This is a genomic window from Bifidobacterium panos, assembly GCF_012932445.1.
In the GTDB taxonomy this organism is placed as follows: domain Bacteria; phylum Actinomycetota; class Actinomycetes; order Actinomycetales; family Bifidobacteriaceae; genus Bifidobacterium; species Bifidobacterium panos.
This window is the reverse complement of sequence record NZ_JAAIIJ010000002.1, coordinates 64,683-91,342: the sequence shown is the minus strand read 5'-3', so window position 1 is coordinate 91,342 and position 26,660 is coordinate 64,683. Positions and strand designations below refer to the sequence as shown.

The 26,660-nt window shown below is 60.9% G+C and carries 21 protein-coding genes, 1 tRNA gene and 2 pseudogenes; 15 read left to right on the top strand and 9 right to left on the bottom strand.

Going from position 1 to position 26,660, the window contains the following annotated elements:
- Positions 1–80 precede the first annotated feature (80 nt).
- Both G1C94_RS00505 and G1C94_RS00500 read left to right on the top strand, forming a co-directional pair.
- The gene (locus G1C94_RS00505; RefSeq protein WP_172143697.1) at positions 81–1,094 is read left to right on the top strand and encodes a colicin transporter; all 1,014 of its coding nucleotides are present in this window, start codon (positions 81–83) and stop codon (positions 1,092–1,094) included.
- Positions 1,095–2,058: 964 nt separating this feature from the next.
- A complete protein-coding gene (locus G1C94_RS00500) occupies positions 2,059–2,748 on the top strand; it encodes a DUF3800 domain-containing protein (RefSeq protein WP_172143695.1) in 690 nt (229 codons plus the stop codon).
- Positions 2,749–3,079: 331 nt separating this feature from the next.
- On the opposite strand, the gene G1C94_RS00495 is transcribed toward G1C94_RS00500, so the two are convergent.
- Entirely contained in the window at positions 3,080–4,195 is a 1,116-nt protein-coding gene (locus G1C94_RS00495) for a metallophosphoesterase (protein WP_172143693.1), read from the bottom strand.
- Positions 4,196–4,321: 126 nt separating this feature from the next.
- Here G1C94_RS00495 and G1C94_RS07705 point away from each other — a divergent pair.
- The 8 genes and pseudogenes from G1C94_RS07705 to G1C94_RS00455 form a co-directional block, all read left to right on the top strand.
- Positions 4,322–4,831: pseudogene (locus G1C94_RS07705) on the top strand (endonuclease III domain-containing protein); the annotation flags it as partial.
- 168 nt (positions 4,832–4,999) lie between these two features.
- Positions 5,000–5,533, top strand: a complete 534-nt coding sequence (locus G1C94_RS07700; RefSeq protein ID WP_172143909.1) for a DNA-deoxyinosine glycosylase — start codon at positions 5,000–5,002, stop codon at positions 5,531–5,533.
- A gap of 156 nt (positions 5,534–5,689) precedes the next feature.
- Positions 5,690–6,304, top strand: a complete 615-nt coding sequence (locus G1C94_RS00480; RefSeq protein ID WP_172143907.1) for an ATP-dependent Clp protease proteolytic subunit — start codon at positions 5,690–5,692, stop codon at positions 6,302–6,304.
- 5 nt (positions 6,305–6,309) lie between these two features.
- Positions 6,310–6,957 (top strand): ATP-dependent Clp protease proteolytic subunit, encoded by a 648-nt coding sequence (locus G1C94_RS00475; protein ID WP_172143691.1) that lies wholly within the window; start codon positions 6,310–6,312, stop codon positions 6,955–6,957.
- Between the two features lie 103 nt (positions 6,958–7,060).
- A complete protein-coding gene (clpX, locus tag G1C94_RS00470) occupies positions 7,061–8,389 on the top strand; it encodes an ATP-dependent Clp protease ATP-binding subunit ClpX (RefSeq protein ID WP_172143689.1) in 1,329 nt (442 codons plus the stop codon).
- An 80-nt stretch (positions 8,390–8,469) separates the two neighbouring features.
- Positions 8,470–8,543 (top strand) — tRNA-Arg (locus tag G1C94_RS00465).
- 155 nt (positions 8,544–8,698) lie between these two features.
- Positions 8,699–9,976 (top strand): annotated as a pseudogene (locus G1C94_RS00460) (Na+/H+ antiporter NhaA); the annotation flags it as partial.
- Positions 9,977–10,298: 322 nt separating this feature from the next.
- Positions 10,299–11,105 carry an LOG family protein gene (locus G1C94_RS00455; RefSeq protein ID WP_172143685.1) on the top strand — a complete coding sequence of 269 codons (807 nt, stop codon included), beginning with the start codon at positions 10,299–10,301 and terminating at the stop codon, positions 11,103–11,105.
- Here the strand turns inward: G1C94_RS00455 and G1C94_RS00450 are convergent.
- From G1C94_RS00450 to G1C94_RS00440, 3 genes are all read right to left on the bottom strand, one after another.
- Entirely contained in the window at positions 11,095–11,766 is a 672-nt protein-coding gene (locus tag G1C94_RS00450; protein ID WP_172143683.1) for an O-methyltransferase, read from the bottom strand. The two genes, G1C94_RS00455 and G1C94_RS00450, sit on opposite strands and share 11 nt — an antisense overlap.
- Before the next feature lie 23 nt (positions 11,767–11,789).
- A complete protein-coding gene (locus G1C94_RS00445) occupies positions 11,790–12,707 on the bottom strand; it encodes a succinate dehydrogenase/fumarate reductase iron-sulfur subunit (protein ID WP_172143681.1) in 918 nt (305 codons plus the stop codon).
- Positions 12,708–12,781: 74 nt separating this feature from the next.
- Positions 12,782–14,605, bottom strand: a complete 1,824-nt coding sequence (locus G1C94_RS00440) for an FAD-binding protein (RefSeq protein WP_172143679.1) — start codon at positions 14,603–14,605, stop codon at positions 12,782–12,784.
- A gap of 194 nt (positions 14,606–14,799) precedes the next feature.
- Here G1C94_RS00440 and G1C94_RS00435 point away from each other — a divergent pair, with 194 nt between their 5' ends.
- Positions 14,800–15,144 carry an MGMT family protein gene (locus G1C94_RS00435; protein WP_172143677.1) on the top strand — a complete coding sequence of 115 codons (345 nt, stop codon included), beginning with the start codon at positions 14,800–14,802 and terminating at the stop codon, positions 15,142–15,144.
- 7 nt (positions 15,145–15,151) lie between these two features.
- Here G1C94_RS00435 and G1C94_RS00430 read toward each other — a convergent pair whose 3' ends face one another.
- From G1C94_RS00430 to G1C94_RS00420, 3 genes are read right to left on the bottom strand one after another with little or no spacing between them, the layout of a single operon-like run.
- Positions 15,152–16,477 carry a DNA-processing protein DprA gene (locus tag G1C94_RS00430; RefSeq protein ID WP_172143675.1) on the bottom strand — a complete coding sequence of 442 codons (1,326 nt, stop codon included), beginning with the start codon at positions 16,475–16,477 and terminating at the stop codon, positions 15,152–15,154.
- A gap of 10 nt (positions 16,478–16,487) precedes the next feature.
- A complete protein-coding gene (locus G1C94_RS00425) occupies positions 16,488–18,029 on the bottom strand; it encodes a YifB family Mg chelatase-like AAA ATPase (RefSeq protein WP_172143673.1) in 1,542 nt (513 codons plus the stop codon).
- Positions 18,029–18,457: a YraN family protein gene (locus G1C94_RS00420; protein WP_172143671.1), complete on the bottom strand. Its 429-nt coding sequence runs from the start codon at positions 18,455–18,457 to the stop codon at positions 18,029–18,031. The genes G1C94_RS00425 and G1C94_RS00420 overlap by 1 nt, the downstream gene beginning before the upstream one ends.
- A gap of 350 nt (positions 18,458–18,807) precedes the next feature.
- Between G1C94_RS00420 and G1C94_RS00415 the strand changes: the two genes are divergently transcribed.
- Positions 18,808–20,124, top strand: a complete 1,317-nt coding sequence (locus tag G1C94_RS00415) for an O-acetylhomoserine aminocarboxypropyltransferase/cysteine synthase family protein (RefSeq protein ID WP_172143669.1) — start codon at positions 18,808–18,810, stop codon at positions 20,122–20,124.
- 126 nt (positions 20,125–20,250) lie between these two features.
- Here the strand turns inward: G1C94_RS00415 and G1C94_RS00410 are convergent, their stop codons facing one another.
- Complete coding sequence (locus G1C94_RS00410; protein WP_172143667.1) at positions 20,251–20,940, bottom strand: response regulator; 690 nt, start codon at positions 20,938–20,940, stop codon at positions 20,251–20,253.
- Between the two features lie 5 nt (positions 20,941–20,945).
- Entirely contained in the window at positions 20,946–23,231 is a 2,286-nt protein-coding gene (locus tag G1C94_RS00405; RefSeq protein WP_172143665.1) for a sensor histidine kinase, read from the bottom strand.
- 75 nt (positions 23,232–23,306) lie between these two features.
- On the opposite strand from G1C94_RS00405, the gene G1C94_RS00400 reads away from it, so the two are divergent.
- The 3 genes from G1C94_RS00400 to ychF are packed head-to-tail and all read left to right on the top strand — an operon-like array spanning position 23,307 to position 26,612.
- Positions 23,307–24,644: an alpha/beta fold hydrolase gene (locus G1C94_RS00400; RefSeq protein WP_172143663.1), complete on the top strand. Its 1,338-nt coding sequence runs from the start codon at positions 23,307–23,309 to the stop codon at positions 24,642–24,644.
- 51 nt (positions 24,645–24,695) lie between these two features.
- Positions 24,696–25,496: a pyrroline-5-carboxylate reductase gene (proC, locus tag G1C94_RS00395; protein ID WP_172143661.1), complete on the top strand. Its 801-nt coding sequence runs from the start codon at positions 24,696–24,698 to the stop codon at positions 25,494–25,496.
- Between the two features lie 27 nt (positions 25,497–25,523).
- On the top strand, positions 25,524–26,612 hold the full coding sequence (ychF, locus tag G1C94_RS00390) for a redox-regulated ATPase YchF (RefSeq protein ID WP_172143659.1): 1,089 nt from the start codon (positions 25,524–25,526) through the stop codon (positions 26,610–26,612).
- Positions 26,613–26,660 lie beyond the last annotated feature (48 nt).

Below are 26,660 nucleotides of genomic sequence, written 5' to 3'. Positions count from 1 at the left end.
CTAACTCAATCGGCAAACACCCCCGCATGTAGAGCAACAGGTATGACCGTGAGGTTTGGAAAAGACCTTTCAAGGAGGGTTTGAGAAGTATGGACGACAAGGACTTGGACGAGGACGTTAGCGCCGTTGGTGCCGAGGAGGCCGAGGAGGCTGCGGAGACTGGCACCGGCAAGGGTGACCGCAAACGGCTGGTTGCGATCATCGCGGCGGTTGTGGTGGTCGTGCTGGTTGCGGCCGGTGTGGGCGGCTGGCTGGCGTGGTCGAAGCATGAGCTGGACGTGGCGAAGGCGGATTGCGCGAGTGCGGCGGAATCGGTGGGGAGCGTGAAGGCGGGGTATGCGAAGCTGGTGGCCGGTGACGCGAAAACCGCGAGCGGGATCACGGTCGAGCAGGTCAAGGACGGCAAGACCGTCGAAAACCTTGCCACGGAATTGAAAGCCAGCGAGCCGGAGGTCGTGGACTGTCCCGTCAAGGACGTGAAGGGCTTGAAGGACGCGACCGTGAAGCTGGGTGAACAGACGGACTGGTATAAGACCCACAAGGAAAGCCTGAACAAGGCCGTGGAGAACGTCAACCAGTCGAAGCTCGACAAGATCATTGATGACGCCACGACGCTGTTGAACGATTCGGACGGTAAGGTGCAGGATAATGCGGTGCGTGACGACCTGTCGAAGGCCATTGAGGGCAGGGACGAGCGGGCCATCGGCGAGGCTGTCGCGAGGGTGAATGATTCCGTCGCGGCGAAGACCCGCGCGGATGAGGAGGCCAGGGCGCAGGCGGAGGCGGAAGCCCAGGCCGCTGCGGAAGCCGCCGCCGCGCAAGCCCAGTCGTATACGCCCGCGTACACGAACACCGGCTACAGCGGCTACAGCGGCTACACGAGCGGAGGCAACAGCGGCTCCAGCTCCAGCTCCGGCAGTGGCGGCGGCTCCACCTCCAGTACGCCACAAACCAACACGCAGTCGAACGACAACGAAGGGCATTGGTGGGTGACTGGTGATTATGAAATGCACGATGGCTGGGTCGGTTGCTCAGTGGATATAAGCATTAATGGAGACTCTTGCGCGGGGGGCTACGGCTGGTCTCTTAATTAGGGTCAACAAATAGGCTCCATACGATCCCCTCCTTTTTCATGGCTTCGTTCCTATAGGGCTTTCGGAGTATTCCGAAGGCCCTTTTTCATGCCCGTAAAGGGGTGGGCGACCCGCAGCAGCCCGGTGGCTTCTACCGGGTTGCGTTCCGCCCGTTCGTCTCTGAAGAGGTTTCCGCCCATATCTGTCTGATGCGCCATTCGACGTATTCCCGTGAGTCTTTCCACTCCCGCCTGTAGCGAGAATCGAGATGCCTTTTGTGCAGCCAACCCCTCAAACCCGGGAATGTCTGCTTCGGCCTGACCGGCGGTTTTGACCAGTCGACGGGAGCCCAGCCGAGTTCGGGTGCTCGTCGACTGAGGTCGGGCGGCCCGGGCAGTGGGTCGCGATCCGCTTCATCTCGTGCGGTCGGGTCGCCGTATCCCAATGCGATGGATCGAACCCCGTATGCGAAGTCGCATCCGCCTGTGAACGGGTGTACGCAAGCTCAGAATGGATATGCTAGATATCATTTATATACCCAATAAAATCACCATATTCTATAAAAAAGACGTAAAATCATTGGAATAGCAACAAATATACGGAATCTCCTCAGCTCCACAATGTATGGACTGAAATCCGCGGAATATCAATGTTCTGCGGATTTTGTTTATTTCTCTTGGTGGGGCATATTTCGCCTATCTCTACTAAATTAAGCGGGTTTCTACAGGCTGAAGGGCACGTTTGGAGCGCACAGGGCGGCACGGGCGGGCACCGAGACATGCCGATAGGAGGCGTTATGTCGAGAAGAGGTTTCGGCAAGATTCGCCATTGCGGGGGTGCCGTGTGGTAGCCTGACTGGTACAGGCAGATATGCGCTGTATACATGGGATTCCGAATTAACGTTTAAGCGTCGTGTTACCGGCGTCGGCCCCATGGAGAAAAGGCCGCTCCACAGCGGCCTTTTCTGCATTCGTAAGGAGGGCCGATGAACATATTCGTGTACGCCGACGAGTCGGGCGTGTTCGATCAGGTGCACAACGATTTCTTCGTGTTCGGCGGGCTCATTTTCCTCAACAAGAAGTCTCGCGACATTGCCCAGAGGCGTTATATCTCAGCCGAACGCGAACAGCGCAAGGCGGGCGCTGCCAAAGGACACCGCGAAATGAAGGCCGTCTATCTGAGCAACAAACAGAAGGCGGCAATGTTCCGTGCCATGAACCATTGTCATAGATTCGGTGTTGTTGTTCGGCAGCGAGATGTTCTGGAGAACATCTACCAGAACAAGAAAAGCAAGCAGCGCTACCTTGACTACGTATTCAAAATGGGACTCAAATCTGCATTCAAGACCATGATTCGCAATGGTGAGATCAGTTGTGATGCCGTGAATGATCTCTTCGTGTTTATGGACGAGCATTCCACTGCCACTGACGGCCGGTACGAATTGGGTGAAGCGCTTGAGAATGAGTTCAAGATTGGCACATACAACTATCGGTGGGAACATTTCTTTCCCCCGCTTTTCCCAGGCATGGGCGCGGTCAATCTCCAGCTTAAGGATTCATGTCAGGATTCGCTCGTGCGGGCGGCTGACATTACCGCCAACAGGCTTTATTACGCCGCCACTAGCGGACGGTACGACCTCATCAAGGAAACCATCGACTACATCACCTTGCCCTAATTCCAGCGACATGGCGTGAAAGTGTTCCTCGAAAACATGATGCAGGTAACGTGCCCTTTAGGTACCTTTTTAGGTATCCGATTTCCCAACGACAGAGACGTGAAGGCAGAGACGTAAGCGTTGGATTAAGCTGAAGGCCGCTTTTTCCTTTTAAGGAACGCCAGCAATCAAATTACCATCATTGGCCGGATGGAAGTCTTGGGACTCTATTTCATGGAAGCTTAAGTTTGCGGCGGGGGCCAATGGCTCAGATTGCATTGGCGCCCGCCGGGTTGTAAAGGTTTCTCACCCAGCCAGTACGACAAGCGACTGGCATGGCGCGGTGCCCCTATCACTGCGGTTTGAGGGTTACGTGCACGTATTCGCAGGGTGATTCGGTGCGCACGGGCAGTTTCCAAGCCGATTCGCCCGAGCTGACAAGCAGTGTGGTGTCGCCGTGCTGGTATTCGCCAAAGGATTCATACCCGAGAGCCGTGTACAGGGTCCTTAACGGGAACAGCTGCCCACCGTGGGAGTGCCCGGAAACCTGCAGATCCGGGCCCAGCGCGACGGTGTCGGCGGTGTTGTATGGCTGGTGTTCCGCGGCCAGCAGGAACGCATTCGCGTCGGGGTTGCGTTTGCGCAGGGATTGCGAGTCCTTGCGCCCCTTTCCTGCGGTCAGATCCTCGCGCCCTATCAACACCAGATCGTCCGAGATACGCTGGTACTCGTCCTTCAGAATGGTCAGACCGTTGCCGGTGATGGCGTCGCGGAGCTCCTCCTCGGTGTATTTGCGCCCGTCCGTAAAGTGGGAGTTGTATTGGCGATCATGGTTGCCGTAGACGAAATACACGGGTGCATTGAGTCCTCCGAACAGCTCATAGGTGTTCTGCATGTCCTGTTTCGTGGTGTATTCATCCGTGATGTCGCCGACGAGAACAACGAAATCAGGGTTGTCCTTATCGATGCGCTCGCAAACTTTGCGCAAGGTGTCATGTGACTGCGCACCGCCGACGTGGACATCGGAAAGGAACACGAAGTTGTGTTCGCTGGTGAGTTTGCTGGAGTAGTAGGTTCGGGTGGTCTTGCGCACGATTTGCGAGTTGATGCCGCCGTATGCCATCACCCCAAGCCCGCATACGAGGCTGAGGGTGAGGCTGGCCGTGAGGCTTTTGTCGAGCATTGCCGTGTCGCGTCGAACCACATAGACAATCCCGCGAATGCAGTCGAAGAGAAGATCGCCAAGGAACGCGATGTATATCGCGTAGGTGAGGCCGACAAGTCCCCAACTGAGTATCGAATCGAAGGTAACGGCCAGAAGCGCGAACAATACCATCAGAAACGCTTTGATGATGAACATGATGATGTTCAATACGACCGATGAGCGTTTGCGTATGGGACGCTGTGCGAAGAACAGCAACACGATGGCGAGTGGGCAGAGCGCCGCCCATATCACAAAATCCAACATTGGAACCCCCTTTTAAGGTTGTGGGTGTCGCCGTCGTCGGCGAACTGGGGGTACAGCGTAAACCCATATCGCGCTGCGAGGTTACCCCCGAAAAATGGGGGTGTCGATGGCCTAGTGTGTAGGCTGATGGGTATGGGTGCATGGATTACGGTGCGCGGGCTGTATGAGCTGATGCTCGAGCGTATGGGGCGCACGTGGTGGTGGCCGGCCGACGGTCGGTTTGAGATTGCGATTGGCGCGATTCTCACGCAGAATACGGCATGGGGCAATGTCGAAACCGCATTGCGCCAACTCAAAGAGCGCAACGTGCTCGAGCCGCAAGCCCTGCTCGACATGCCTGACGAGGAACTGGGCGAACTGATTCGCCCGGCTGGCTACTGGCGGACGAAAGCCGGTTACGTCAAAGCGTTCTGTGCTTGGTTTTCGTCGATTGGCGAGCTACGCGACGACGACCTGATACCCGATATGGTGCGCGATCGCACCGATGCCGAGTTGCGCGACGAGTTGCTCGCCGTCCGAGGCATTGGCGGCGAGACGGCCGATGACATTCTGCTGTATGTTTTCGATCGTCCCGCATTCATTGCGGATCGTTACGCCCGCCGTCTGTTCGAGACGTTGGGGATTGCTGATTTGCCGAAATCCTATGAAGGCTTCCGGTCGCGCGTTCAGCCGTTCGTGGCCGATTGGGACATTGACGAGCTCAAGGAGTTCCACGGGCTGATTGACGAGCTGGGCAAGACCTGCCGTAACGAGCATGACTGGAATGAGAGCTTCATCGCCGGTTATGCATTGACCTTCGAAAACTTGCAGCATGTGGAGCATGGGTTCTCGCCGGTGTTCGACGCCGAGTCCCGCGTGCTGGTCTTGGGGTCGATGCCCAGCCCGAAATCGCGCGAGATGGGGTTCTATTACGGGCACCCGCGCAATCGTTTCTGGCCGGTGATGGCGGCGGTGTTCGACGACGATAGTTGTTTGGCGGGCGGCGTTGATGGCGAGCGTCTGGTCGAGGCGCGCAAACGGTTCGCGTTGCGGCATCATGTGGCGTTGTGGGACGTCATCGCCTCGTGTGATATCGTCGGTGCCAGCGATGCCAGCATTCGCAACGCCGAACCGAATGACCTGGTCGCGCTGATCAAAGCCTCGCATATCGCGCACGTATTCACCACCGGAACCAAAGCCGCGCAGCTGTATCGCAAATTGTGCGAACCGCGACTGGCGGATGCCGGCATCACTGATTTGCCGATGACGCAACTGCCTTCGACCAGCCCTGCCAACGCGGCCGCCAAGCTGTCTCGATTGGTGGACGAGTATTCGTGCATCGCGAAATCGTCACGTTGAGATCGACCCGAATGGAATATGGGCGGTTTATTGTAAGAGCGGGGATGGGCAGTGCAATACGCGCGGAGCCGAAAAGGGGGTGAATGCGGCGCGCGGTCGCTTGAGGGCGGTAGGCTGGACAATGTTTGTTCGACGTGTATTCGAATGGAGAAAATGGTGAGCAATACCCTGGCACCTTTGCCGGTAATGACGGGCGACGACGCGCCCCAAGGGCCGGCTGATCCGATTTTCAACCGACTTCTCAAAGACCGCATCATCTGGATGGGTGAGGAAGTCAAAGACGATATGGCCAACCGCATCTGCGCGCAGATGCTGATGCTGGCCGCCGAAGACCCCAATCAGGACATTTGGCTGTATATCAACTCGCCGGGCGGTTCGATCACCGCCGGCATGGCCATCTACGACACCATGCAGCTCATCCAGCCCGACGTGGCGACGGTGGGCTTGGGCATGTGCGCCTCGATGGGGCAGTTCCTGTTGAGCTCGGGCACCAAAGGCAAGCGTTTCCTCACCTCGCACGCCCGCGTGCTCATGCACCAGCCGTCCGGCGGCATCGGCGGCACCACCACCGACGTGCGCATCAACGCCGAACTCATCATGGACATGAAGAAGACGATGAGCGAGCTGACCGCCGAGCAGACCGGGCACACCGTCGAGGAAATCTACCGCGACAACGAATATGACCACTGGTTCACCGCTTCCGAGGCGCTGGAATACGGCTTCGTGGACAAGATCATCACCACGCACGACACGATGACGGAAGGGGAGTGAGCCACATGGCAAGTCAGGAAGCGCAGTTCGTCGCCCGCGCCCAGCGTTTGGCCGGGCCGACCAACCGTTATATCATGCCGCAGTTCTCTGAGAAGACGCCGTATGGCATGAAGACGATGGATGCCTATTCAAGGCTGTTCGAGGATCGCATCATCTTCATGGGCGTGCAGGTGGACGACACCTCCGCCGACGACATCATGGCCCAGCTGCTGGTGCTCGAAAGTCAGGATCCGAACCGCGACGTGATGATGTACATCAACTCGCCCGGCGGTTCGATGACGGCCATGACGGCCATCTACGACACCATGCAGTACATCAAGCCCGACGTGCAGACCGTGTGCCTCGGCCAAGCTGCCTCCGCCGCCGCGATCCTGCTGGCTGCGGGTGCCAAAGGCAAGCGCCTGATGCTGCCGAACGCGCGCGTGCTCATCCATCAGCCGGCCATCGACCAGGGCTTCGGCAAAGCCACCGAAATCGAGATCCAGGCGCGCGAGATGCTGCGCATGCGCGAATGGCTCGAAAACACACTCGCCAAACACACCGGTCAGGATGTCGAGAAGATCCGCAAGGACATCGAAGTCGACACCTTCCTGACGGCACCGGAGGCGAAGGAATACGGCATCGTCGACGAGGTGCTTGAGCACCGTCAGTGACGACTCGGCCATACGCCACGTATCTTTACAAACGAATACCCTTGCCCGATGGAAGGCAGGGGTATTCTGTCTGCAGGAAACAGGCAGATGGTCAGGAGGACGCATGCCACGTGTGGTGAGTTATAACGACGACGTGCCGACCTGCACGTTCTGCGGCAAAACCGAACATCAGGTGCGCAAGCTCGTCACCGGCCAAGGCGCCGCCATCTGCGACGAGTGCATCGAACTGTGCGTGGGCATCATCTCCGACGAGCGGCGCAAGGACGCCGAAGTCAACGCGCTGACCTTGCCCAAGCCGGTGCAGATCAACGCGTATCTGGATAAATACGTTATCGGTCAGGCGGCGGCCAAACGAGCGCTGTCCGTCGCGGTGTACAACCATTACAAGCGCGTCAATATGGAGCTTGAACAAGCCTCCGGGCAGCTTGACGGCAAGGCGCGCGGCACCGCGAAACGCAACCCGCTGGCCGACGTGCAGGTGGCCAAATCGAACATTTTGCTGATGGGACCGACCGGCGTGGGCAAAACCTACTTGGCCCAAACGCTCGCCAAGGTGATGAATGTGCCGTTTGTCATTACGGACGCCACCACGCTCACCGAGGCCGGGTATGTGGGCGACGATGTGGAAACCGTGCTGCAACGGCTGCTGCAGGCGGCGGACGGCGATGTGGCGAAAGCCGAGCACGGCATCATCTATATCGACGAAATCGACAAGATCGCCCGCAAATCAGGGGAGAACACCTCCATCACCCGCGATGTGTCGGGCGAGGGAGTGCAACAGGCCCTGCTGAAAATCCTCGAAGGCACCATCGCCTCCGTGCCTGCCGAGGGCACGCGCAAGCATCGTGATCAGGAGACCATCCAGGTCAACACGCGCGACATCCTGTTCGTCTGCGGCGGCGCGTTCGTCGGGCTGACCGACATCATCAAGACGCGGCTCGGTGCTAGGGAAAGCGGCTTTGGCGCCAAATGGCACGACCACGAGGTGGCGGATGAGGAGCTGCTCGAACAGGTCAGCGCCGACGATCTGGCGGAGTTTGGCCTGTTGCCCGAGTTCATCGGGCGTCTGCCGGTGATCAGTGTGCTCAAGGAACTGACCGCCGGCGATTTGGCCGCGGTGTTGACCCAGCCATCCAATGCGCTGGTCAAGCAATACATGAAGCTGTTCGCTGTGGATGGCGTCAAACTCCAGTTCACCGATGGCGCGATTCATGCGATTGCCGACACCGCCATCCGTCAGGGCACCGGCGCGCGCGGGTTGCGCTCGATTATCGAACGCACCTTGCAGGACACCATGTTCCAGCTGCCCAGCATGGATGACGTCACCGAAGTGGTGGTCGATGAATCCGCGGTGTTGGGCGCGGGCGCGCCGAAGATCGTGCGTGCCGAACGAGATGAAGCCGCTTCCATGCGCAAGCGGCGGGCGGCATAGGGTGACTAGGGTGACACGCCGGGTTGCGAAAGGGATGGGCCCTGAGTAACATGAGTCGAGTTGCCTGAACGAGGCAATACGCGCCAGTAGCCCAGCGGATTAGAGCAGCTGACTACGGATCAGCAGGTCGCAGGTTCGAATCCTGTCTGGCGCACCGCAGGAACCCGTCGCCTAGTTGCGGCGGGTTTTTCTGGTTGGTGGGGCTTGCGTAACGCTGGGGGCGAAATCATTCGTATGGTTTCGGTATTGTTGGCACTGGTATGGGGCAGGCCGATTCAGTGGGCATGCCGGAAGCGTTAAGGAGTGATAATGGGCGAGACCCGCGAGCACACGACCGGGGGATGGTGGGCCACCATCCGACGAATCGCCGCATCCGATCGCATCTCAGGTCTCATCATGCTCGCGTTCGCCCTGCTCGGCCTGATTCTGGCGAACCTGCCCGCCACGGCGCATCTGTTCGAAACCATCGCCGAAACGCATGTGGCCATCCCGCACACGAACATCGACCTTCCGCTCGGCCACTGGGCGCAGGACGGTCTGCTCACGGTGTTCTTCCTGATGGTCGGGCTTGATTTGAAGCAGGAACTGACCACCGGCTCGCTGGCCAACCCCAAAGCCGCCGCCGTGCCCATGCTGTGCGCGGTGGGCGGCATGCTGGTGCCGCCGGTGCTCTTCCTGGCGGTCACCGCGCTGTTCTCGTATTTCGCGCCTCCCGGCCCTGGTTTCGAGACCATCGCCTCCGGCGCGGTACATTCCTTTGCCTCCATCGCGCAAGGCTGGGCCGTCCCCACGGCCACGGACATCGCGTTTTCGCTGGCGGTGCTCGCCCTGTTCGCCAAAGCGCTGCCCGGCTCGATTCGCGCGTTTCTGATGACGCTCGCCACGGTGGACGATTTGCTTGCCATCGTGCTGATCGCGCTGTTCTTCTCGTCGTTGAATGCGTGGTATTGGTTCATCGGCATTGCCGTGTGCGCCGTCGCTTGGGCCTATCTGGTCAGACTGAGAAAGATTCCCTGGCTGCTGGCCGGCTTGGTTGGCGTGCTGGCATGGGTGATGATGTTCGAGGCCGGCGTGCACCCGACATTGGCCGGCGTGCTGGTCGGTTTGCTCACGCCCTCGCGCGAGATGTATGGCGAGAAGTCGCCGCGAGCGGAACGCTATCACAACAAATTGCAGCCCCTGTCCGCCTTGGTTGCCCTGCCCATCTTCGCCTTGTTCGCCACGGGCGTGCATTTTGAATCGCTCACTTTGGCGCTGATGGTTTCCCCCGTGGTGGTCGGCATCGTCGTCGCGTTGGTCGTCGGCAAACCCGTGGGCATCATGCTGGTGGCATGGATCTCCACGCATGTGGCCGGGCTGAAGATGCCCAAGGGCTTACGCGTGCGCGATCTGTTCCCCGCGGCCTGCGCCTGCGGCATCGGCTTCACCGTTTCCTTCCTGATTGCCTCGCTGGCCTATCCTGATGCGGAGCTGTCGGCCGAAGCGCGTTTCGGCGTATTGGTCGCCTCGCTGTTGGCTGCGGCCATTTCAGGCGTGCTGTTGAGCCGGCAATCGAAACGGTACGCCGATCAGGCGGCGGCGAAACATGCGGATGAACCGTCTGTTTCGAGGGGTGTTGAGCGTTCTGGTGGCACTATGGGCATGAGCGTCGAGACGTTCGGTTCTGGCAGCATCGCCTCGCCTGAAGCGTCGGGCACCGAAGAGAATCGGTAATTGTTTATAAGATTTCTCGACTGCGCTCACTTGCGTTCGCTCCGCTCGAAATGACAGTGAACGGGATTGTCATTTCGACCGAGCGAAGCGAGCGGAGAAATCTTTCGTCAGCCGAATAAACATGCCATTTCGCTACAATAATGAGCAGACGACAGTAAATATAGATATAGAAGACATATAGGCGTGGAGTTGACGTATGACTATACAACGCAACGAATCATCAAACCCAATCGAGCGTACGGCAGCCGCTTCAAGCGGTTCCGCCCCGTCCGTGCCATTTGAGCGCACATACCGCCGTGGCCCGGAGATTCTGCGCGGAAACCTGATTCCGGCTGACAGCTCCACAGCCGCACTGCTGAAAGCCGACCAATCCACTGACTGGCTGCATCGCGATCCGTGGCGCGTATTGCGCATACAATCCGAATTCGTTGACGGCTTCGGCGCGCTCGCCGAGCTTGGCCCGGCCGTCAGTGTTTTCGGTTCGGCTCGCACCCGCGAGGATTCACAGTATTATCAGGCGGCGCAATACATGGGCAAGGCGATCGCCTCGCGTGGAATCGCCATCATCACCGGCGGTGGCCCTGGCATTATGGAGGCGGCCAACCGTGGCGCCGCGCTCGCGGGCGGCAAGTCGGTCGGGCTCGGCATCGAGCTTCCTCGTGAGCAGGGCATCAACGACTATGTGAACCTCGGTATGAGTTTTCGTTATTTCTTCGTGCGCAAGACCATGCTTGTCAAATATTCGTCGGGCATGATCGTGTGCCCGGGCGGTTTCGGCACGCTTGATGAATTGTTCGAGGTGCTGACGCTGGTGCAGACGCACAAGGTCACCTCGATGCCGGTGGTGCTGTTTGGCTGCGACTACTGGCAGGGCCTGTTCGACTGGTTGAACGGGACCGTCAAGAGCGGCGGCATGATTTCCGGCGTGGATCCACAGCTCGTCACCATCACCGATGACGTGGATGAAGCGGTGCGCGTCGCCACCGGCGCAATCAGCGCTTGACGGCGATCAGCAGCCCAGTGCCGGTTGGGATCAGGGCGGTGTCGAATCGCTCGTCCGCTTCGATGGTGCCGAGCAGCTCGCGCATTGCGGTGGCCTTGTCGCCGCGGTCTGCGGGGTTGATCACGCCGCCGTTGCTGCCTTCGCTTTCGAGAGCCAGCATGTCGGTGAACACGATGGTGCCTCGTGTGCGCAACAGTCGCGACGCCTGCTCGAATGCGGGCGCGTAATTGCCGGGGTCGCCGGCCACAACGATCAGATCGTAATCCTCGCCGTTGAGACGGGGCAGAAATTCGCTGGCTTTGGCATTCACGGCGCGCAGGGTGGTGGATGTCTCGTCCTGGAGGCGCGCGAACGCCTGGCGAATAAGCGTGATGCCCTGGGAAGACGAGTCGACCGCCGTGAGTTGGCCTTCTGACTCAAGGGCTTGCACCAGCTCAAGCGTCTCGACCACGGAGCCGGTGCCGACGGCGATGACGGATTTCGCATTTGTTATGCGCACCAGCAAGGCCAGCAGATGAGCCTGCGCCGCCGAGCCCTGGGGCATGCCGGCCGCCTGCGCATGCGTGCGAGCCTCGTTGAGTTCGGGTGCCTGTCGAGCGAACGCATGATCCTCCACATATCCCCAAGCCTTGGCCAGATTGGTGTAGGTGGTCTGATTCATGATGCGAAGCTCCTTTACGCTCGTTAACGTTCCCTTACCTTAGCGACGATTTGCCACATCTCCTCGCCCACGTCGATGCCACGCGGACATTCGCGTGTGCAGGCGCGCACCGACTGGCAGGCGGGCACGCCGTCGGCGGTGTCGATGGCATCCAGGCGCGCTTGGGCTGCGCTGTCGCGTGAATCGTTGATGAAGCGGCTGGCCGAAATCAACGCGGCCGGGCCGATGAAGGCATCGCCGCCCGCGAACACGGGGCAGGAGCCTTCGCACACGCCACAGGCGATGCAGTTGCTCAACTGCTCATAGCGCGCGAGTTCGTCGGGATGTTGCAGGTATTCAAAGACATCGACTTTGCCGCCCTTAGTGGTGGCAAGCACGCCGTCCGCCTGCAGAAACGGCTTGAGTTTCTTGATCTGTTCGAGCATGGGGTCGATGTCGGCGATCAGGTCGCGCTGCACCGGGAAGCCGGGCAGGGCCGCAAGCTCGATGACGCCGAGATTGCGGCCTCCGGTTTCGCTGTGTTCGGTGGCAGAGACGGTGCCGGCACCGGGCTCGCCTGTGGAACGGAACCCCTCATCATCGGTTGCGGAGCCGGGGACGCACGGTTTGGCCCAATCTTTCAACGTTGCGGTGCACAGCAGCGTGGGCGTGCCGTTGACGGATGCCGCATCGGAGCCACACATGCCATGTCCGCACGAATAGCGGAAGGCCAGTGTCGGATCGATGGTGCGTTTGATGGTCAGCAGACAGTCGAGCACCGTGTCTTCGGGGCGCGCTTCAAGCGTATATTCCTGCACCCACTGCTTGCCGCGAGGGCGACGACGCCTTTCGCCGGAGGAGCCGAACGGTGAGCTTGTGCGGGCAAACGGGCTGCTGCCGCGATCGCGTTCGGGACGAGGTGCGAACCGATGCACTTGCAAAGTCACCGTGGTGTTCGTCATGCGCAAGTCTCCTATTCGTTCAGCACACTATTGTGTCACAAACCATTGTCCGCGAACTGTTTGTCCGCAAACTATCAGTATTCGCGCTTCTTTGGCTCAACGTCCACGATGTGCACCGGCTGCCAAGCCACCGTGTGGCTCGCGTCGGTCATCGAATGCGCGAGGAAATGCTCGTCGTCGCGCTGCGGGTAGTCGGTGCGCTTGAGCGAGCCGCGGGATTCGTGCCGCGCATCGGAGGCGGTGAGCACGGCTTTGCCCAGCATGATGAGGTGGCGTGCCTCCCAAATGGCGGTGACCTCCTGATTGAAAGCGGGGGAATGCTCATGGGCGGTGAGTGCCGCGGCGCGTGACGCAAGTTCGCCGTCCAGCGCGTCGGCTGCCTTGGCGAGTGTGCCTTCGCTGCAACGCACCGCAGCCGCCTGCTCCATTACGATGCCGAGATCGGCCATCAGCCGGTAGGGATTGTCCTCGTTGTCTCTTTGAGCGGACAATAACGCATCGAGGTCGCTTTTGCGTGCCGATGCGGCGGTATCCACTGCGGGATCAACATCATCGGTGCCGGCTGCCGGCGCGTCGAGGCGCGCGGCAATGGCCTTGCCGGCGCGGGTGCCGAACAGACAGGCGTCGAGCAGGGAGTTGCCGCCCAGGCGGTTCGCGCCATGCACGGACACACAGGAACACTCGCCCGCGGCGAACAGACCTTCGATGACGGCTCGCCGGCCATCTTCCCAGCGATACACTTCGCCATCCGTGGTGATGGGAATGCCGCCCATCGTGTAATGCGCCGTGGGCTTGACCGGCACCAGATCACGCGTCGGGTCGAGGTTCGCGTATGCGCGTATCGTCTCGACCACTTCGGGCAAGGTGCGCTCCATATGTTCGGCGTCGATGCCCGTCAGATCCAGCCACACGCAATCCTTGGGGCCGTTCGGCTCCTTCGGGTCGACCACACCGCGGCCCGCGTCGATTTCGGCCATGATCGAACGGCTCACTACATCGCGTGCGGCCAGATCGCCATGCCCCGGCGCATACCGTTCCATAAACGCCTCTCCTCGCGCGTTGCGCAACACGCCACCTTCGGCGCGAGCCGCCTCGGACAGCAGAATGCCGGTGTGCGCCAAGCCGGTGGGATGGAACTGCACGAACTCCGCGTCCTCCAACTGCAATCCGGCCGCCAGCGCCAGCGCCATGCCGTCGCCGGTCAAGTCCCATGAGTTCGAAGTGGTGTGGAACAGACGCCCGGCGCCGCCGGTGGCGAGCAGCACGTTGCGCGCATGCACGGCATGCAACGTGCCGGCATGCGTGTCGAAGGCGACCACGCCGGCCACGCGCGAACGCTCGTCATCGAGCACCAGATCGGTGACGTACCATTCCTCGGCGAAATCGACGCCATTGGCCACGCACTGTTGCCACAACGTGTGCAGAATCTGATGCCCCACACGGTCGGCCGCATAGGCGGCGCGTTTGACTGCATTGCCGCCGAAATCGCGGGTGTGGCCGCCGAAGCGACGTTGCGCGATATGCCCGTCCTCGGTGCGGGAGAAGGCCACGCCCTGCCGCTCCAGATTGATCACCGTTTCAGGCGCGTATTGCGCGAGCAGCTTGGCCGCGTCCTGATCGACCAGCCAGTCGCCGCCTTTGACGGTGTCGTAATAATGCCACTGCCAATCGTCCTGCTCCACATTGCCCAGGGCCGCGGCGATGCCTCCCTCGGCCGAGCCGGTGTGCGAGCGCAGCGGTTGCAGCTTGGATATCACCAGGATCTTCGGCTCGGTTCCGCTCGCCCGCATGTCCCCAACTTCGGGGGAACGCAATAACCCCAACGCCGCCGACAGGCCGGCCGCTCCCGCGCCGACAATCACCGCGTCATACATGTTTTCCAAGTGCTTCGGGCTCATATCTGCCATTCTCACAACAAGGGGTGACTTGCCGGGCAGATGGTCGGTTGTGGCTGGGCAGGCGCGTCATGGAGAAGATGGCTCATGTCGGGATTGGGTGTTTGGGGCCGCGGCTTTGCCCGATTGCCGCACGGTTTTGCGCGCGAATCGCACAGTCGGGGCCATTGGCGGACATAATGGACATAATGAGAGGTATGGCGGAGCAATCATTCAACAGTCGCGTGTATGAAGTGGTCAAGCGTATTCCGCGTGGAACCGTGGCAACCTATGGGCAGGTGGCCGCGCTGGCCGGAGCGCCGCGCAACGCGCGAACGGTGGGGTATGCCTTGCATGCCAACCCCGAACCTGGCGTGACCCCATGCCATCGCGTGGTGTTCCGCGACGGGTCGCTGGCCCCCGGCTTCGCCTTCGGCGGGCCAGACGAGCAGCGCGCCCTGCTTGAAGACGAGGGCGTGACATTCATCCCGCCTGCCCCCAACGGCAACGCCGGTGCCGACGGCTGGCGCGTCGATCTCGACCGGTGCCAATGGCAGGCATAGATTCCGTTCAGCCCGTGGTGAGATTGGCCGCGCCGTTGTATTCGACGAGACCCTGCACTTCCAAAGTCCCCAAGTCGGCCATGATCTGGGCGATGGTCGGTTTGCTGGCGTTCGCCTGTCGCATCATGCATGACAGTAGGGCGTCCGGCGTGGCCGTCAGATGACGTCGGTGACATAATCGAATCGTGTCGATGAGCGTGCGTTGGGAATCCGTCAGATGATCATCCCCGGCAGGTGGGCCGTCGGTTTCTTTGTCGTTGAAACCGTCGCTTCCGAGCGGAGGGTGCGGGGCATGACAGAACTCCCTGATGTCTGGCGGACTGGTCAGAATCAGCGCCTCCGCGCGGGAAATCAGCCGGTTGCACCCGGCATTGTGCGGCATAGTGATGTCTCCGGGCGCGGCCACCACCGTGCGCCCCAGCTCGTTGGCCCACCCCGCGGTGTTGAGCGCGCCCGAACGCAGGCGTGCCTGGGCGATCACCACCGTTGATGCCAATGCCGCGATGATGCGGTTGCGAATCAGAAATCGACGCGGCTCGGGAATGGTGCTGGGGCACAGTTCGCTGATGAGCGCGCCTCCATTCGCCGTGATCTGGTCGAACAGGCGTAGATTCGACGGCGGGCCAATATGATTGAGCCCTCCGGCGAACACCGCCACCGTGCGGCCTGAAGCTTCAAGCCCGCGATGTTGCGTGGCGGATAGGGCACCCCAATGCGCCGCCGCGTCGGTGCCCAACGCCCCTCCCGAAACCACCAAATGCCCATCACAAGCGGCGCACGCCGCCACCTCGCGGGCCACGCCACGGCCATAGTCGTTGACACCGCGCGAACCGACCACCGCCACGGGGTTGTCGCAACAAGTCAACGCTTCGGCGTCGCCGATGCCCCACAGACACAAGGGCGGCGCCCAGTCCTTGCGCGTGGACAAGTCCATCAACTGACGCGGCCATAACGCACTGTCCGGCCCAACGATCCACTGGGCGCCATCCATCGTGAACCAGTCGCCCAACTGTTGCCAATTCAAGGAAGGCAGTTGGGCGAGCCTCGCATGCCACCCGTCCAACGATCGATGGAACGCGGCAAGGGCCTGAGCCGTGGGTTTGCGCCCCCATCGGGACAATCCCGTGGCGAACACCTGATCAAGCCGATGCAAAGCCTCCGTTTGCCCAGAAGCGTCGGGACGCGAGGCGATGATGAGCTCCAACACCTCCTGCGCCGAACCCGCCCCTTTGAGCGCGGCATACATCAGCGCGTCCGCGCCATCGAGGCAGAACGTGAGTGTGGCGCGTGCCAGCGCCTCTGTGCTCAATGGGGGATGGATTGCGGCATTCATGCGGGTTTCCTTAGCTCAAATGGGTGCGCAGGGCGATGCCCTGATTGATTTCGTCGCGCCCGGGGGAGGTTGCGCCTGCAAGATCGGCCAGCGTCCATGCCAATCTCATGGCGCGGTCGGCACCCCGCAAGCTCAGACGGTGTGTTTCGAGAGCGTGGTTGATGGGTTCGAGCGCGCTCGCCGACAGATGTTCGCGCAGCCAAGTGCCCGAAGCCTGGGCATTGCAATTCCAGCCGTGCGCACGGAAGCGTTCGCGCGCAATCTGACGTGCTTGGATGACCCTCCCACGAATCTGGGCGCTGGTGGCGCGAGGCTCCATCACCTCGCGATTGACGATGATGCGCGAAATCGGCGGCACCTCCACCTGAATGTCGATGCGGTCGAGAATAGGGCCGGAAAGTCTGGCGAAATAGCGTTGCCGCTCGCGTTGGCTGCATGTGCAACGCTCGCCGGTGCCGTAGGACATGCCGCACGGGCATGCGTTGGCCGCCATCACCAGCTGGAACGACGCCGGGTAATACGTGGTGCCTTTTGAGCGCGATATGGCGATATACCCGGATTCCAATGGCTCTCTGAGCGTCTGCATCGCCCGTGCGGAGAACTCGGGCGCCTCGTCCAGGAACAGCACGCCGCGATGCGCGCGCGTGATCGCCCCCGGTTGCGCAAGGCCGGTGCCGCCTCCGGTCAACGCCGCGGTGGAAGCGGTGTGGTGGGGTGCCTCGAACGGCGGCACGTCGCTGATGCCATGCGCGGGCAATGCGCCGCACAACGAACGAATCATCGCCACCTCCAACTGTTCGTCGTCCGTCAGAGGGCACATGATGCCCGGCATGCGCGAGGCGAGCATGGTCTTGCCCGAGCCGGGAGGCCCCGTCATCAGCAGGTGATGGCCGCCGGCCGCAGCCACCTCCAGCGCCCATTTGGCATGCTCCTGACCGACGATTTCGCTCATATCGCCCAATCCGGGAAACATGAGCGGCTCGTCGGCCGAAGCGACCCGCTCGTTCGGGCGGTAGTTGTCGGGTATGCGATATCGTGCTTGCCCTCCCATAAGTTCGATGAGTTCGCCCACATGCCGCACGCCACGCACGTGCAAACCGTCGATCAGATGTGCCTCATCCATATTGCCTTCGGGCAGAATCACCTGTGTGATGCCACGCTCGCGGGCATGCAGCAGAATCGGCAGCACGCCGTTGATGGGCAGCACCGTGCCGTCGAGATTCACCTCGCCCATCACCACGGTTGAGGCCAGGGAGTCGTGGCCGATCGCGCCGGCCGCGCTGAGCACCGCCGCGGCAATGGCCAGGTCGTGTGACGAGCCGCGTTTGGGCATCGCCGCGGGGGAGAGGTTCACGGTCACACGGGTTTGCGGCCATGAAAAGCCGCTCGCCTGACAGGCAGATTTCACGCGTTCGCGCGCCTCTGACAGCGAAGTGTCCGGCAAGCCGATGATGGAAAAATAGGGCAGGCCCGGGCTGATGAACGCCTGAGCCGTGACGGTGAAGGCCTTCAAGCCGATGAGACCTATGGATAATGCGCCTCCAATAGCCATCAGAACGCCTCCTTGATGTGGTGGACGGCCGGTTGCCCGCCGTGTTGTATCACCACGGTGATCACGTCGAAGCGCACGCCGCGATGCCTGGCTCGATGTTCCGGGGCCAACAGCCATTGCACGGCGGCGCGGCGCAGATTCTTCTGCTTGGCTTGCGTGACGGCCTCCTGGGGCGTGCCGAATCGCGTGGCCCGTCTTGTTTTCACTTCGACGAACACGATGCGGCTTTCGTCGTCAACCGCTACGATGTCCAGTTCGCCGTAACGACAATGCCAGTTGCGCTCAAGGATGCGCCAGCCCTGCGCGGCAAGCCATGTCGCGGCATAGTCTTCGCCGAGCGAGCCGAGCTTGCGGCTGGAAAGCGTCTCGTCGCACAGTTGCGCGGCGACGACGTCAAGCGCCTGTTGGTGTGTCGATATGTTGCTCATGCCTCCACTGTGCGGGGTGCCCAAGCGTTGATGCAACCGTGGGGAGGAATGTGTACTCGACCCCCTGCCTCGGGCGTGTCGTGGATAACGTGTGGATAGAGATGCGGTTATCCACATTCGGCCGGGCCTCGGCGTGTCGCGAGGACTTTCCGATATGGGGAAAATCGTATTAAAACTCCCTTGAACCCCAGTGATTCCAACGGTTTAGAAGGGGCTATAGGCAACCCCGATAGCGTTTGGCTTGCATTATGAGCCCGCAAACGAATACGTTCATAACCAGCACCTCGCCAACCGCCACACGGCAGGCGGGTGACGGGAACAACGTAAATCGAATCCACAAAGGAGCCAACATGACCGAGAAGAACAAGAACTATCGCTTTGAAACCCTGCAGCTGCACGTCGGTCAGGAACAAGCCGACCCGGCCACTGACTCCCGCGCGGTGCCGATTTACCAGACCACCAGCTACGTCTTCCACAACTTCGACCATGCCGAGGCGCGCTTCGACCTGAGCGATGCGGGCAACATCTACGGCCGTCTGACCAACTCCACCCAAGGCGTGTTCGAAGATCGCATCGCCGCCCTCGAAGGCGGCACGGCTGGCCTGGCCGTGGCTTCCGGCGCGGCGGCCGTCGAATACGCGGTGCGCAACATCACCCAGAGTGGCGACCACATCGTGGCGGCCAAGAACATCTATGGCGGCACCTTCAACCTGCTGCGCCACACCCTGCCGCGCGACGGCATCACCACCACCTTTGTCTCCGCCGAAAACCCGCAGGAGTTCGAGGACGCCATTCAGGAAAACACCAAGCTCGTCTATTTCGAGACCTTCGGCAACCCGAACGCCGACCTGCCCGACTTCGAGGCCATCAGCGCCATCGCGCACAAGCACCACCTGCCGGTGATCGTCGACAACACCTTCGCCACGCCCTACCTGTTCCGCCCGCTGGAGCACGGCGCGGACATCGTGGTGGAATCGGCCACCAAGTTCATCGGCGGCCACGGCACCACGCTCGGCGGCGTCATCGTCGAGGGCGGCAACTTCAACTGGGCTGAGGTACCGGGCAAGTTCCCCACCCTGACCGAGCCCGACCCCTCCTACCACGGCCTGAACTTCTACGAGGCGCTGGGCGGCGCGGCCTTCGTCACCCGCGTGCGCGCCATCCTGCTGCGCGACACCGGCGCCACGCTCTCGCCGTTCGCCGCGTTCCTGCTGTTGCAGGGCACCGAGACCCTCTCGCTGCGCGTCGAGCGTCACGTCGAGAACGCCCTGAAGGTCGTCGACTATCTGAAGACGGTGCCCGAGGTCGAGTCCATCTCCCACCCCTCCATCGAAGGCCGCAAGGACAACGCGCTGTACAAGAAGTACTTCCCGAACGGCGGCGGCTCCATCTTCACCTTCGACATCAAGGGCGGCAAGGATGCGGCGCGCGTGTTCATCGACAACCTGCACCTGTTCAGCCTGCTGGCCAACGTGGCCGACGCCAAGAGCCTGGTGATCCACCCGGCCTCCACCACCCACTCCCAGGAGACGGCCGAGGAGCTGGAGGATCAGGGCATCCATCAGGGCACCATCCGCCTGTCCATCGGCACCGAGAACATCGAGGACATCCTCGACGACCTGAAGGGCGGCTTCGAGGCTTTGCGCGCATCCGGCCTGGCCAAGTAGCCACGGCTTTTCACTGGCTGAATATATTTCGACGGCCCGCATCGTGCACATATCGCGATGCGGGCCGCCGCGCTATATTATTCAGCTTATTCAGCCAGCGAAAACCGCAGTATGTCTAGAGACCAACTAGACCAAATGGTTGTCGTAGGCGAACACCACGGCTTGCACTCTGTCGCGTGCGTTGATTTTCGACAGGATGTGCGCCACGTGCGTTTTCACCGTCGGCAGACTGATGAACAGTTTGTCGGCAATCTCCTGATTCGACAGGCCGTGCGCGATTTCGACCAGTACCTCGCGTTCACGGTCGGTCAGGTCGTCCAGCTCGGGATCGGTGTACGAGGCGCTGGCCGCTCCGGCGCTGTTGGTGCCGTTGGCGAACCCGGTTTTCATCATCGTTTCGATCAGACGTTTGGTGGCCGATGGCGCGATGATCGCATTGCCGTTGAGCACCGTGCGTATCGAAGCGAGCAATGTTTCCGGTTCGGTGTCTTTGAGCAGGAATCCGGAGGCACCGGCGTTGATCGCCGCCATCACATATTCGTCCAAATCGAAAGTGGTCAGGATGATGACATGCGTCTGGCCGGACATCGTGGCGGTGATGTGCTTGGTGGCTTCGAGCCCATCCATCTGCGGCATGCGCACATCCATCAAAATCACATCGGGACGCAGCTCTTCAGCCAATGCCACCGCTTCGGTGCCGTCGCCCGCTTGGCCGACCACCTGCATATCCGGCTGGGAGCCAATCACCATGGCGAAACCGGCACGGACCAGTTCCTGATCGTCGGCGATAACCACACGAATTCGTTCTGCGCTCATAACCCTCACCTTAATGAAGAGACGTTGCCGTCATCGTTCGACATATCCTGAAATCCCCCTGATTCTATCTGCTCTTGCAGGCGCGCCGCAGGTTTGAGACGCATTTGAACATCCTCGTGCCTGTCGTCGCTGAACCCGGTCTCGCGCAACACAGCCAGCAGCTGACGCATATGCGCCAGCGCCCGGCGCCCCTGCTCTCCGATTGAAGCGAAGGCCCCGGCGATGTCTTCGGTGGTGGGAACGGGGCGCGCAGTGCCGCCCAACAGAGCCAAGCCGTTGTCGGCCTGCTTGATCACCGTGCCCAGCGTGGCTGTGACATCCTCCTGCATGGCCGCGGCAATCCTATTGCGTTCCAGATTGGCCGCCAGCACCTTTTGCCTTTCCTCCTCGGCACGTAACGCCTCCTCGCGCTGTTGCAGAACCAGCGCGTTCGCTCCCTGCGAACGCGTCCATCGCGCCAAGGCCACGCACCCGAAACAACCAATCATGATTATCGCACTGGGAAGGATTCCGGCGAACAGCAGCGCGGGGACATTGAAGCCTGTGGAATCCACGAATAGCACTTGGTATATCGAAGCGACGCCATTGTATCCGGCCATGATGCGCATGCCCGCAACCCACGAATCGATGACCAGCGCCACGCTCACCCAGCGCCACGCCTTGTCCCGCCCATACATCACCGCCGAATATACGGAAATCGGCACAAAGAAGTTGACGGTCAGTAGCGGCGCGGGGAAGAACAGCGATTGCAACAGCGACAGCACGGCCAGCGTCAGGGCGCTGGTTTCGGGCAAACGCCGCCGAAACGCCAGCGGCAACAAGAGCGCCACGGTGACGAGTGTGGCGATAAGGCGCGTCATGCCGCTGTCAAGAAACTGCCCTGACATGAGCATCTCGCTTAATGTGGTGGAGTTCAGCAGAATCATCAGCGCGAGTGCGATCAGCATATCCATCAGCAGATAATGCCGCTCGCACCACAGGGAGAGCGTGGCGATCCAATTGACCTTCGACGCATTGTCCTGCGCGAACGGCTTGGAACGCAACGCGCTCGCCATCTCGTGCAGTTTCGCGGTGAATGCCTTGGGCACAAAGTCCGGGGAGTGCTGTTGGACGTTCGCCAACGGCAAGCTGGCCTGCACGATGAAACCGCCCGCAGCTTGCGGCCCGGCGCTGACGGTGCCTCCGGCCGCTTCGACGCGCTCACGCATGCCAATCAGCCCATAGCCCGGCGTGTGCCCGTCCAAGCAGACTCGCGCCCCTTGCCCGTCGTCCGACACGCTGATGAGCAACGTGCCCGACGACCATATTTCGGTGACGATCACGTTCGCGTCGGCACCGGCGTATTTGCGCGCGTTGGACAGGGCCTCCTGCACAAGCCTGAACAACGCCTCGCTGGTTTGCCCGTTCAGCAATTCCGGCCGCGCGACGCCGTTGATGCGCCGCGTCACGGGCAATTGGGCGTGCCTGATAAGCGTGTCCAGCCCTGCATAACCGGCGTTGTCGGAATTGGCGAATATGTCGAACAGGCCCGTCATATCATGTTGCGCGCGTTGCGCTTCCGCGCGGATGGTTGCCATCGTGCGTTGCGCGACATCGAGATCCTGCGTGCCGGCGTATCGCCCTCCATCGGATTGGACGATGATTGTTGACAGCGTGTGCGCCACCACGTCGTGCATATCGCGAGCGATGCGTGCGCGCTCGGCTTGTGCGGCAATGCGGCATTCATCTTGTGCTCGTGTGGCGATCAAGGTGTTGCGTTCCTGCATGGCTTTCACCGTGGCGCGCCGTGCTCGTTGCCAGAACGCCATGATGACGACGCTGACCACGCACATGCCGCTGGCCAGGGCGAATGACAATATGCTGCCGTCCAATCGTGTCGCCCATGACCAGATGAGCGTGGCGAACACGCACATCGCCATCGCCGTCGTAATGAAACGAACGGTATGGTTGTACGCGCCATATACCAGCACGGAATACAGCATCAGCGGCGCATAGAAGTCGCTGTATGCGGTTGCTGGGCCGAATATCAGATGAATCATCGTCAATGCAATGAACATCCAGGCCGCAGGCTCGGGCTTGATGCGCCGCAAAGCCAGCGGAATCAAGGCGGGCAACGTCCACCCCGCCAATGCCGCGGGAGATGTGGGCAACAGCAGACCCGGCACATCGTCTTGGTTGGTGATGCCGATGAGACCGATGGCCGTGCCGACTAGCAGCACGGCCAGTAGCGTATCGAGCAACAGCGTGCGATTCGATACGACCCATGTTTTCAGGCGGCCGTCAGCGTTCATAAGTTTCAAGAATAATGTGCGCGTTCGCGAGCCGACATCACTCGTACGGCTGATTTGTGCGATACAGTCGGGGATATGACATTGCTTGCGAAATATTATGTGCCCGGTTTGGCCGTTGAAGATCACTCCATTGATGTGCCGCTCGACTGGTCGGCCTGCCAGCCCGGCCAGGATGTTGCCGGGGAAACCATCAAGCTGTTCTACCGCGTGGTCGCCGCGCCGGAGCATGTGCATGACGATTTGCCGCTGCTGGTGTTCCTGCAAGGGGGGCCGGGAGATTCGGGGCCGCGCCCGCTGAGCCCCGCCTCGGACGGTTGGATCGAAGAGGCCATCAAGCATTTTCGTGTGATCCTGCCCGACCAGCGCGGCACCGGGCGTTCCTCGCGCGTGGACACGCACGTGATGAAAACGATGGATGGCGCTCAGGGCGCGGCCTATTTGAAGCATTTCCTTGCCGATTCGATTGTGCGCGACTTCGAGCACCTGCGCTTGAGCGAGTTCGGCGGCGCGCGTTGGGTCACGCTCGGCCAGAGCTACGGCGGGTTCCTGACGCTGACATACCTTTCCCTGTTCCCGCGAGGTGTGGCAGCCAGCTTCACCACCGGAGGCATTCCGCACGTTCCGGCCGATGCCACCGAGGTGTACCGCCATACCTTCCCGCGCATGGTCGCCAAGACCAAGCAGTTCTATGAGCGCTATCCGCAGGATGTCGAACGTATGGCGAGTGTGGCCGACAAACTCGAGGCCGGCGATATCGCACTGCCGAACGGCGACCCGCTCACCGTGCAGCGTTTGCAATGCCTGGGCTCCGATTTCGGCATGAAACCGAGTTTCGAGCGCGTGCATTGGATTCTTGACGATGCCTTCCTCGATGGCGACGGCTCGGCTGATGTCGATGCGCGGCTGTCTGACGAGTTCCTTGCCAAGGTGATGGATGCCACCTCCTCGCGCCCGCTCTATTGGCCGCTGCAGGAGTTCATCTATGCCAACGGCGAGCTGGACGAGCCAATTCGTTGGGCCGCACAGCGCGTGCGCGACGACACCGCCGAATTCGACACGGGCCGCCGCCCGTTGATGATGACCGGCGAGTGCGTCTTTCCGTGGATGTTTGAGCAGGAGAGCGCGTTGCGCCCGTTCAAACCGGCCATGGATGCGCTGATGGAAGACACGCATTTCGGCACGATCTACGATGTCGAGCAGCTGGCGCGCAACGAAGTGCCACTGCAAGCCGCGGTGTATTTTGACGACATGTATGTGGATTCCGGCATGCAGCTCGACACGCTGTCGCGCGTCGGCAATTCACATTATTGGACTACCAATGAGTTCGAGCATGACGGGTTGCACGGATGTGTGGTGTTCAAGCACATCTTCACCGAGGCGCTGAACCGCGGCGACTTGGAAGAACTGTTCTGACAGCGTCTGAAACAGCGTATGAAATAACGCATGAAATAAAGGGAGTGATTTATGTCCAATCCAACCATCGGTTTCATCGGATACGGCAATATGGCCCAGGCCATCGCGCAGGGGTTGGTCGATGCCGGCGCGCTCACGGGCGGCGATATCGTCGCATGCGCCGCGCATTTCGACAAGCTCGAAGCAAACGCGGCCAAGCTCGGCATTCGCCCGTTGCGTGACGCAAGCGCCGTCGTGCAGGCCGCAGATATGGTGATTATCGCCATCAAGCCATATCAGATTGAATCGGTCATGGCTCCACTTGCCAGCGAGCTCGCCAAGCCCGGCAAGTTCATCGTCTCGATTGCGGCCGGCTGGACGTTGAGCACGTATCGCACACTGTTCGCCGACCGGTTCGCCAGCCTGCGCATCCAATGCACGGTGCCGAACACCCCGATGGCCGTCGGCAAAGGCGTGCTGGTCACCGAAGCCGAACACACGCTCGAAGCGGATCAAGCCGAGACGTTTGAACGTTTGTTCTCGGCGATCAGCCTGATCGAGCGCGTCGATGCCCCGCTGATGGGTGTCGCCGGAACCATCGCCGGCTGTGGCCCCGCCTTCACCGATATGTATCTCGAAGCGCTTGGGGACGCCGGCGTCAAACATGGTTTGCAGCGCGCGGCGGCATATCGTCTCGCCGCCAAGATGATCGAAGGCGTCGGCGCGATGTATATGGCCGCCGAAACCCACCCCGGCGCGATGAAGGACGCCGTCTGCTCGCCGGGCGGAACCACCATCAAGGGCGTTGCCAGCCTTGAGAAGCACGCTTTCCGCGGCGCAGTTATCGACGCCATCGATGCCATCGTCGGATGACAAGGCGGGCAAGTACTGTAGGGAATCATGTCTCTTACCATCGGAATCGTCGGACTGCCCAACGTGGGCAAGTCCACCATGTTCAATGCCCTGACCCGCAATAACGTGCTCGCGGAGAACTACCCGTTCGCCACCATCGAGCCGAACACCGGCGTGGTGCCCCTGCCGGACGGCCGTTTGCCGATTTTGGCCGATTTGGTGCACACCGAGAAGGTCGTGCCCGCCACCGTCACTTTCGTGGACATTGCGGGCATCGTCAAGGGCGCGTCCGAAGGCGAAGGCTTAGGCAACAAGTTCCTGGCCAACATCCGCGAGGCCGACGCGATCTGTGAGGTGGTGCGCGCCTTCGAGGACGACGACATCGTGCACGTCAACGGCAAGGTCGACCCCACCGACGATATCGAGACGATCAACACCGAGCTGATTCTGGCCGATTTGCAGACCATCGAGAACGCCCTGCCGAAACTGGAAAAGGATTTGCGCGGCAAGAAGATCGAGCAATCCTATATGGATGCCGTCAAGAAAGCCAAAGAGATTCTTGAGGCCGGACGCACCATCGACGAGGCCGCCTCGGCAGGTGAAATCGGCAAGGCCGACGTGTACGACCTGCACCTGATGACGGCCAAGCCGTTCATCTACGTGTTCAACGTGGACGACAACGAGCTGGCCAACGATGAGTTGAAAGCCAAACTGGCCGCCGGCGTGGCTCCGGCCAAGGCCATCTTCCTCAACGCGCAATTTGAAGCCGATCTGACCGAACTGGACGAGGCGGACGCGCGCGAAATGCTTGCCGACGCGGGGCTGGAGGAATCCGGCCTCGACCAGCTGGCCCGCGTGGGCTTCGACATCCTCGGTTTGCAGACTTTCCTGACCGCCGGCGAAAAGGAAGTGCGCGCCTGGCAGATTCACAAGGGCTACACCGCCCCGCAGGCCGCCGGTGTGATTCACACTGATTTTGAGAGGGGCTTCATCAAGGCGGATATCGTCTCCTACGACGATTTCGTGGCCGCGGAGGGCTCGATGGCCAAGATCAAAGAGGAAGGCAAACTGCGCCAGGAGGGCCGCGACTACGTCATGCAGCCCGGCGACATCGTCGAATTCAAATTCAATGTCTAGTCAACATATACAGATATGCTTCGGAATTTGTAAGACCCCCAAACCGTT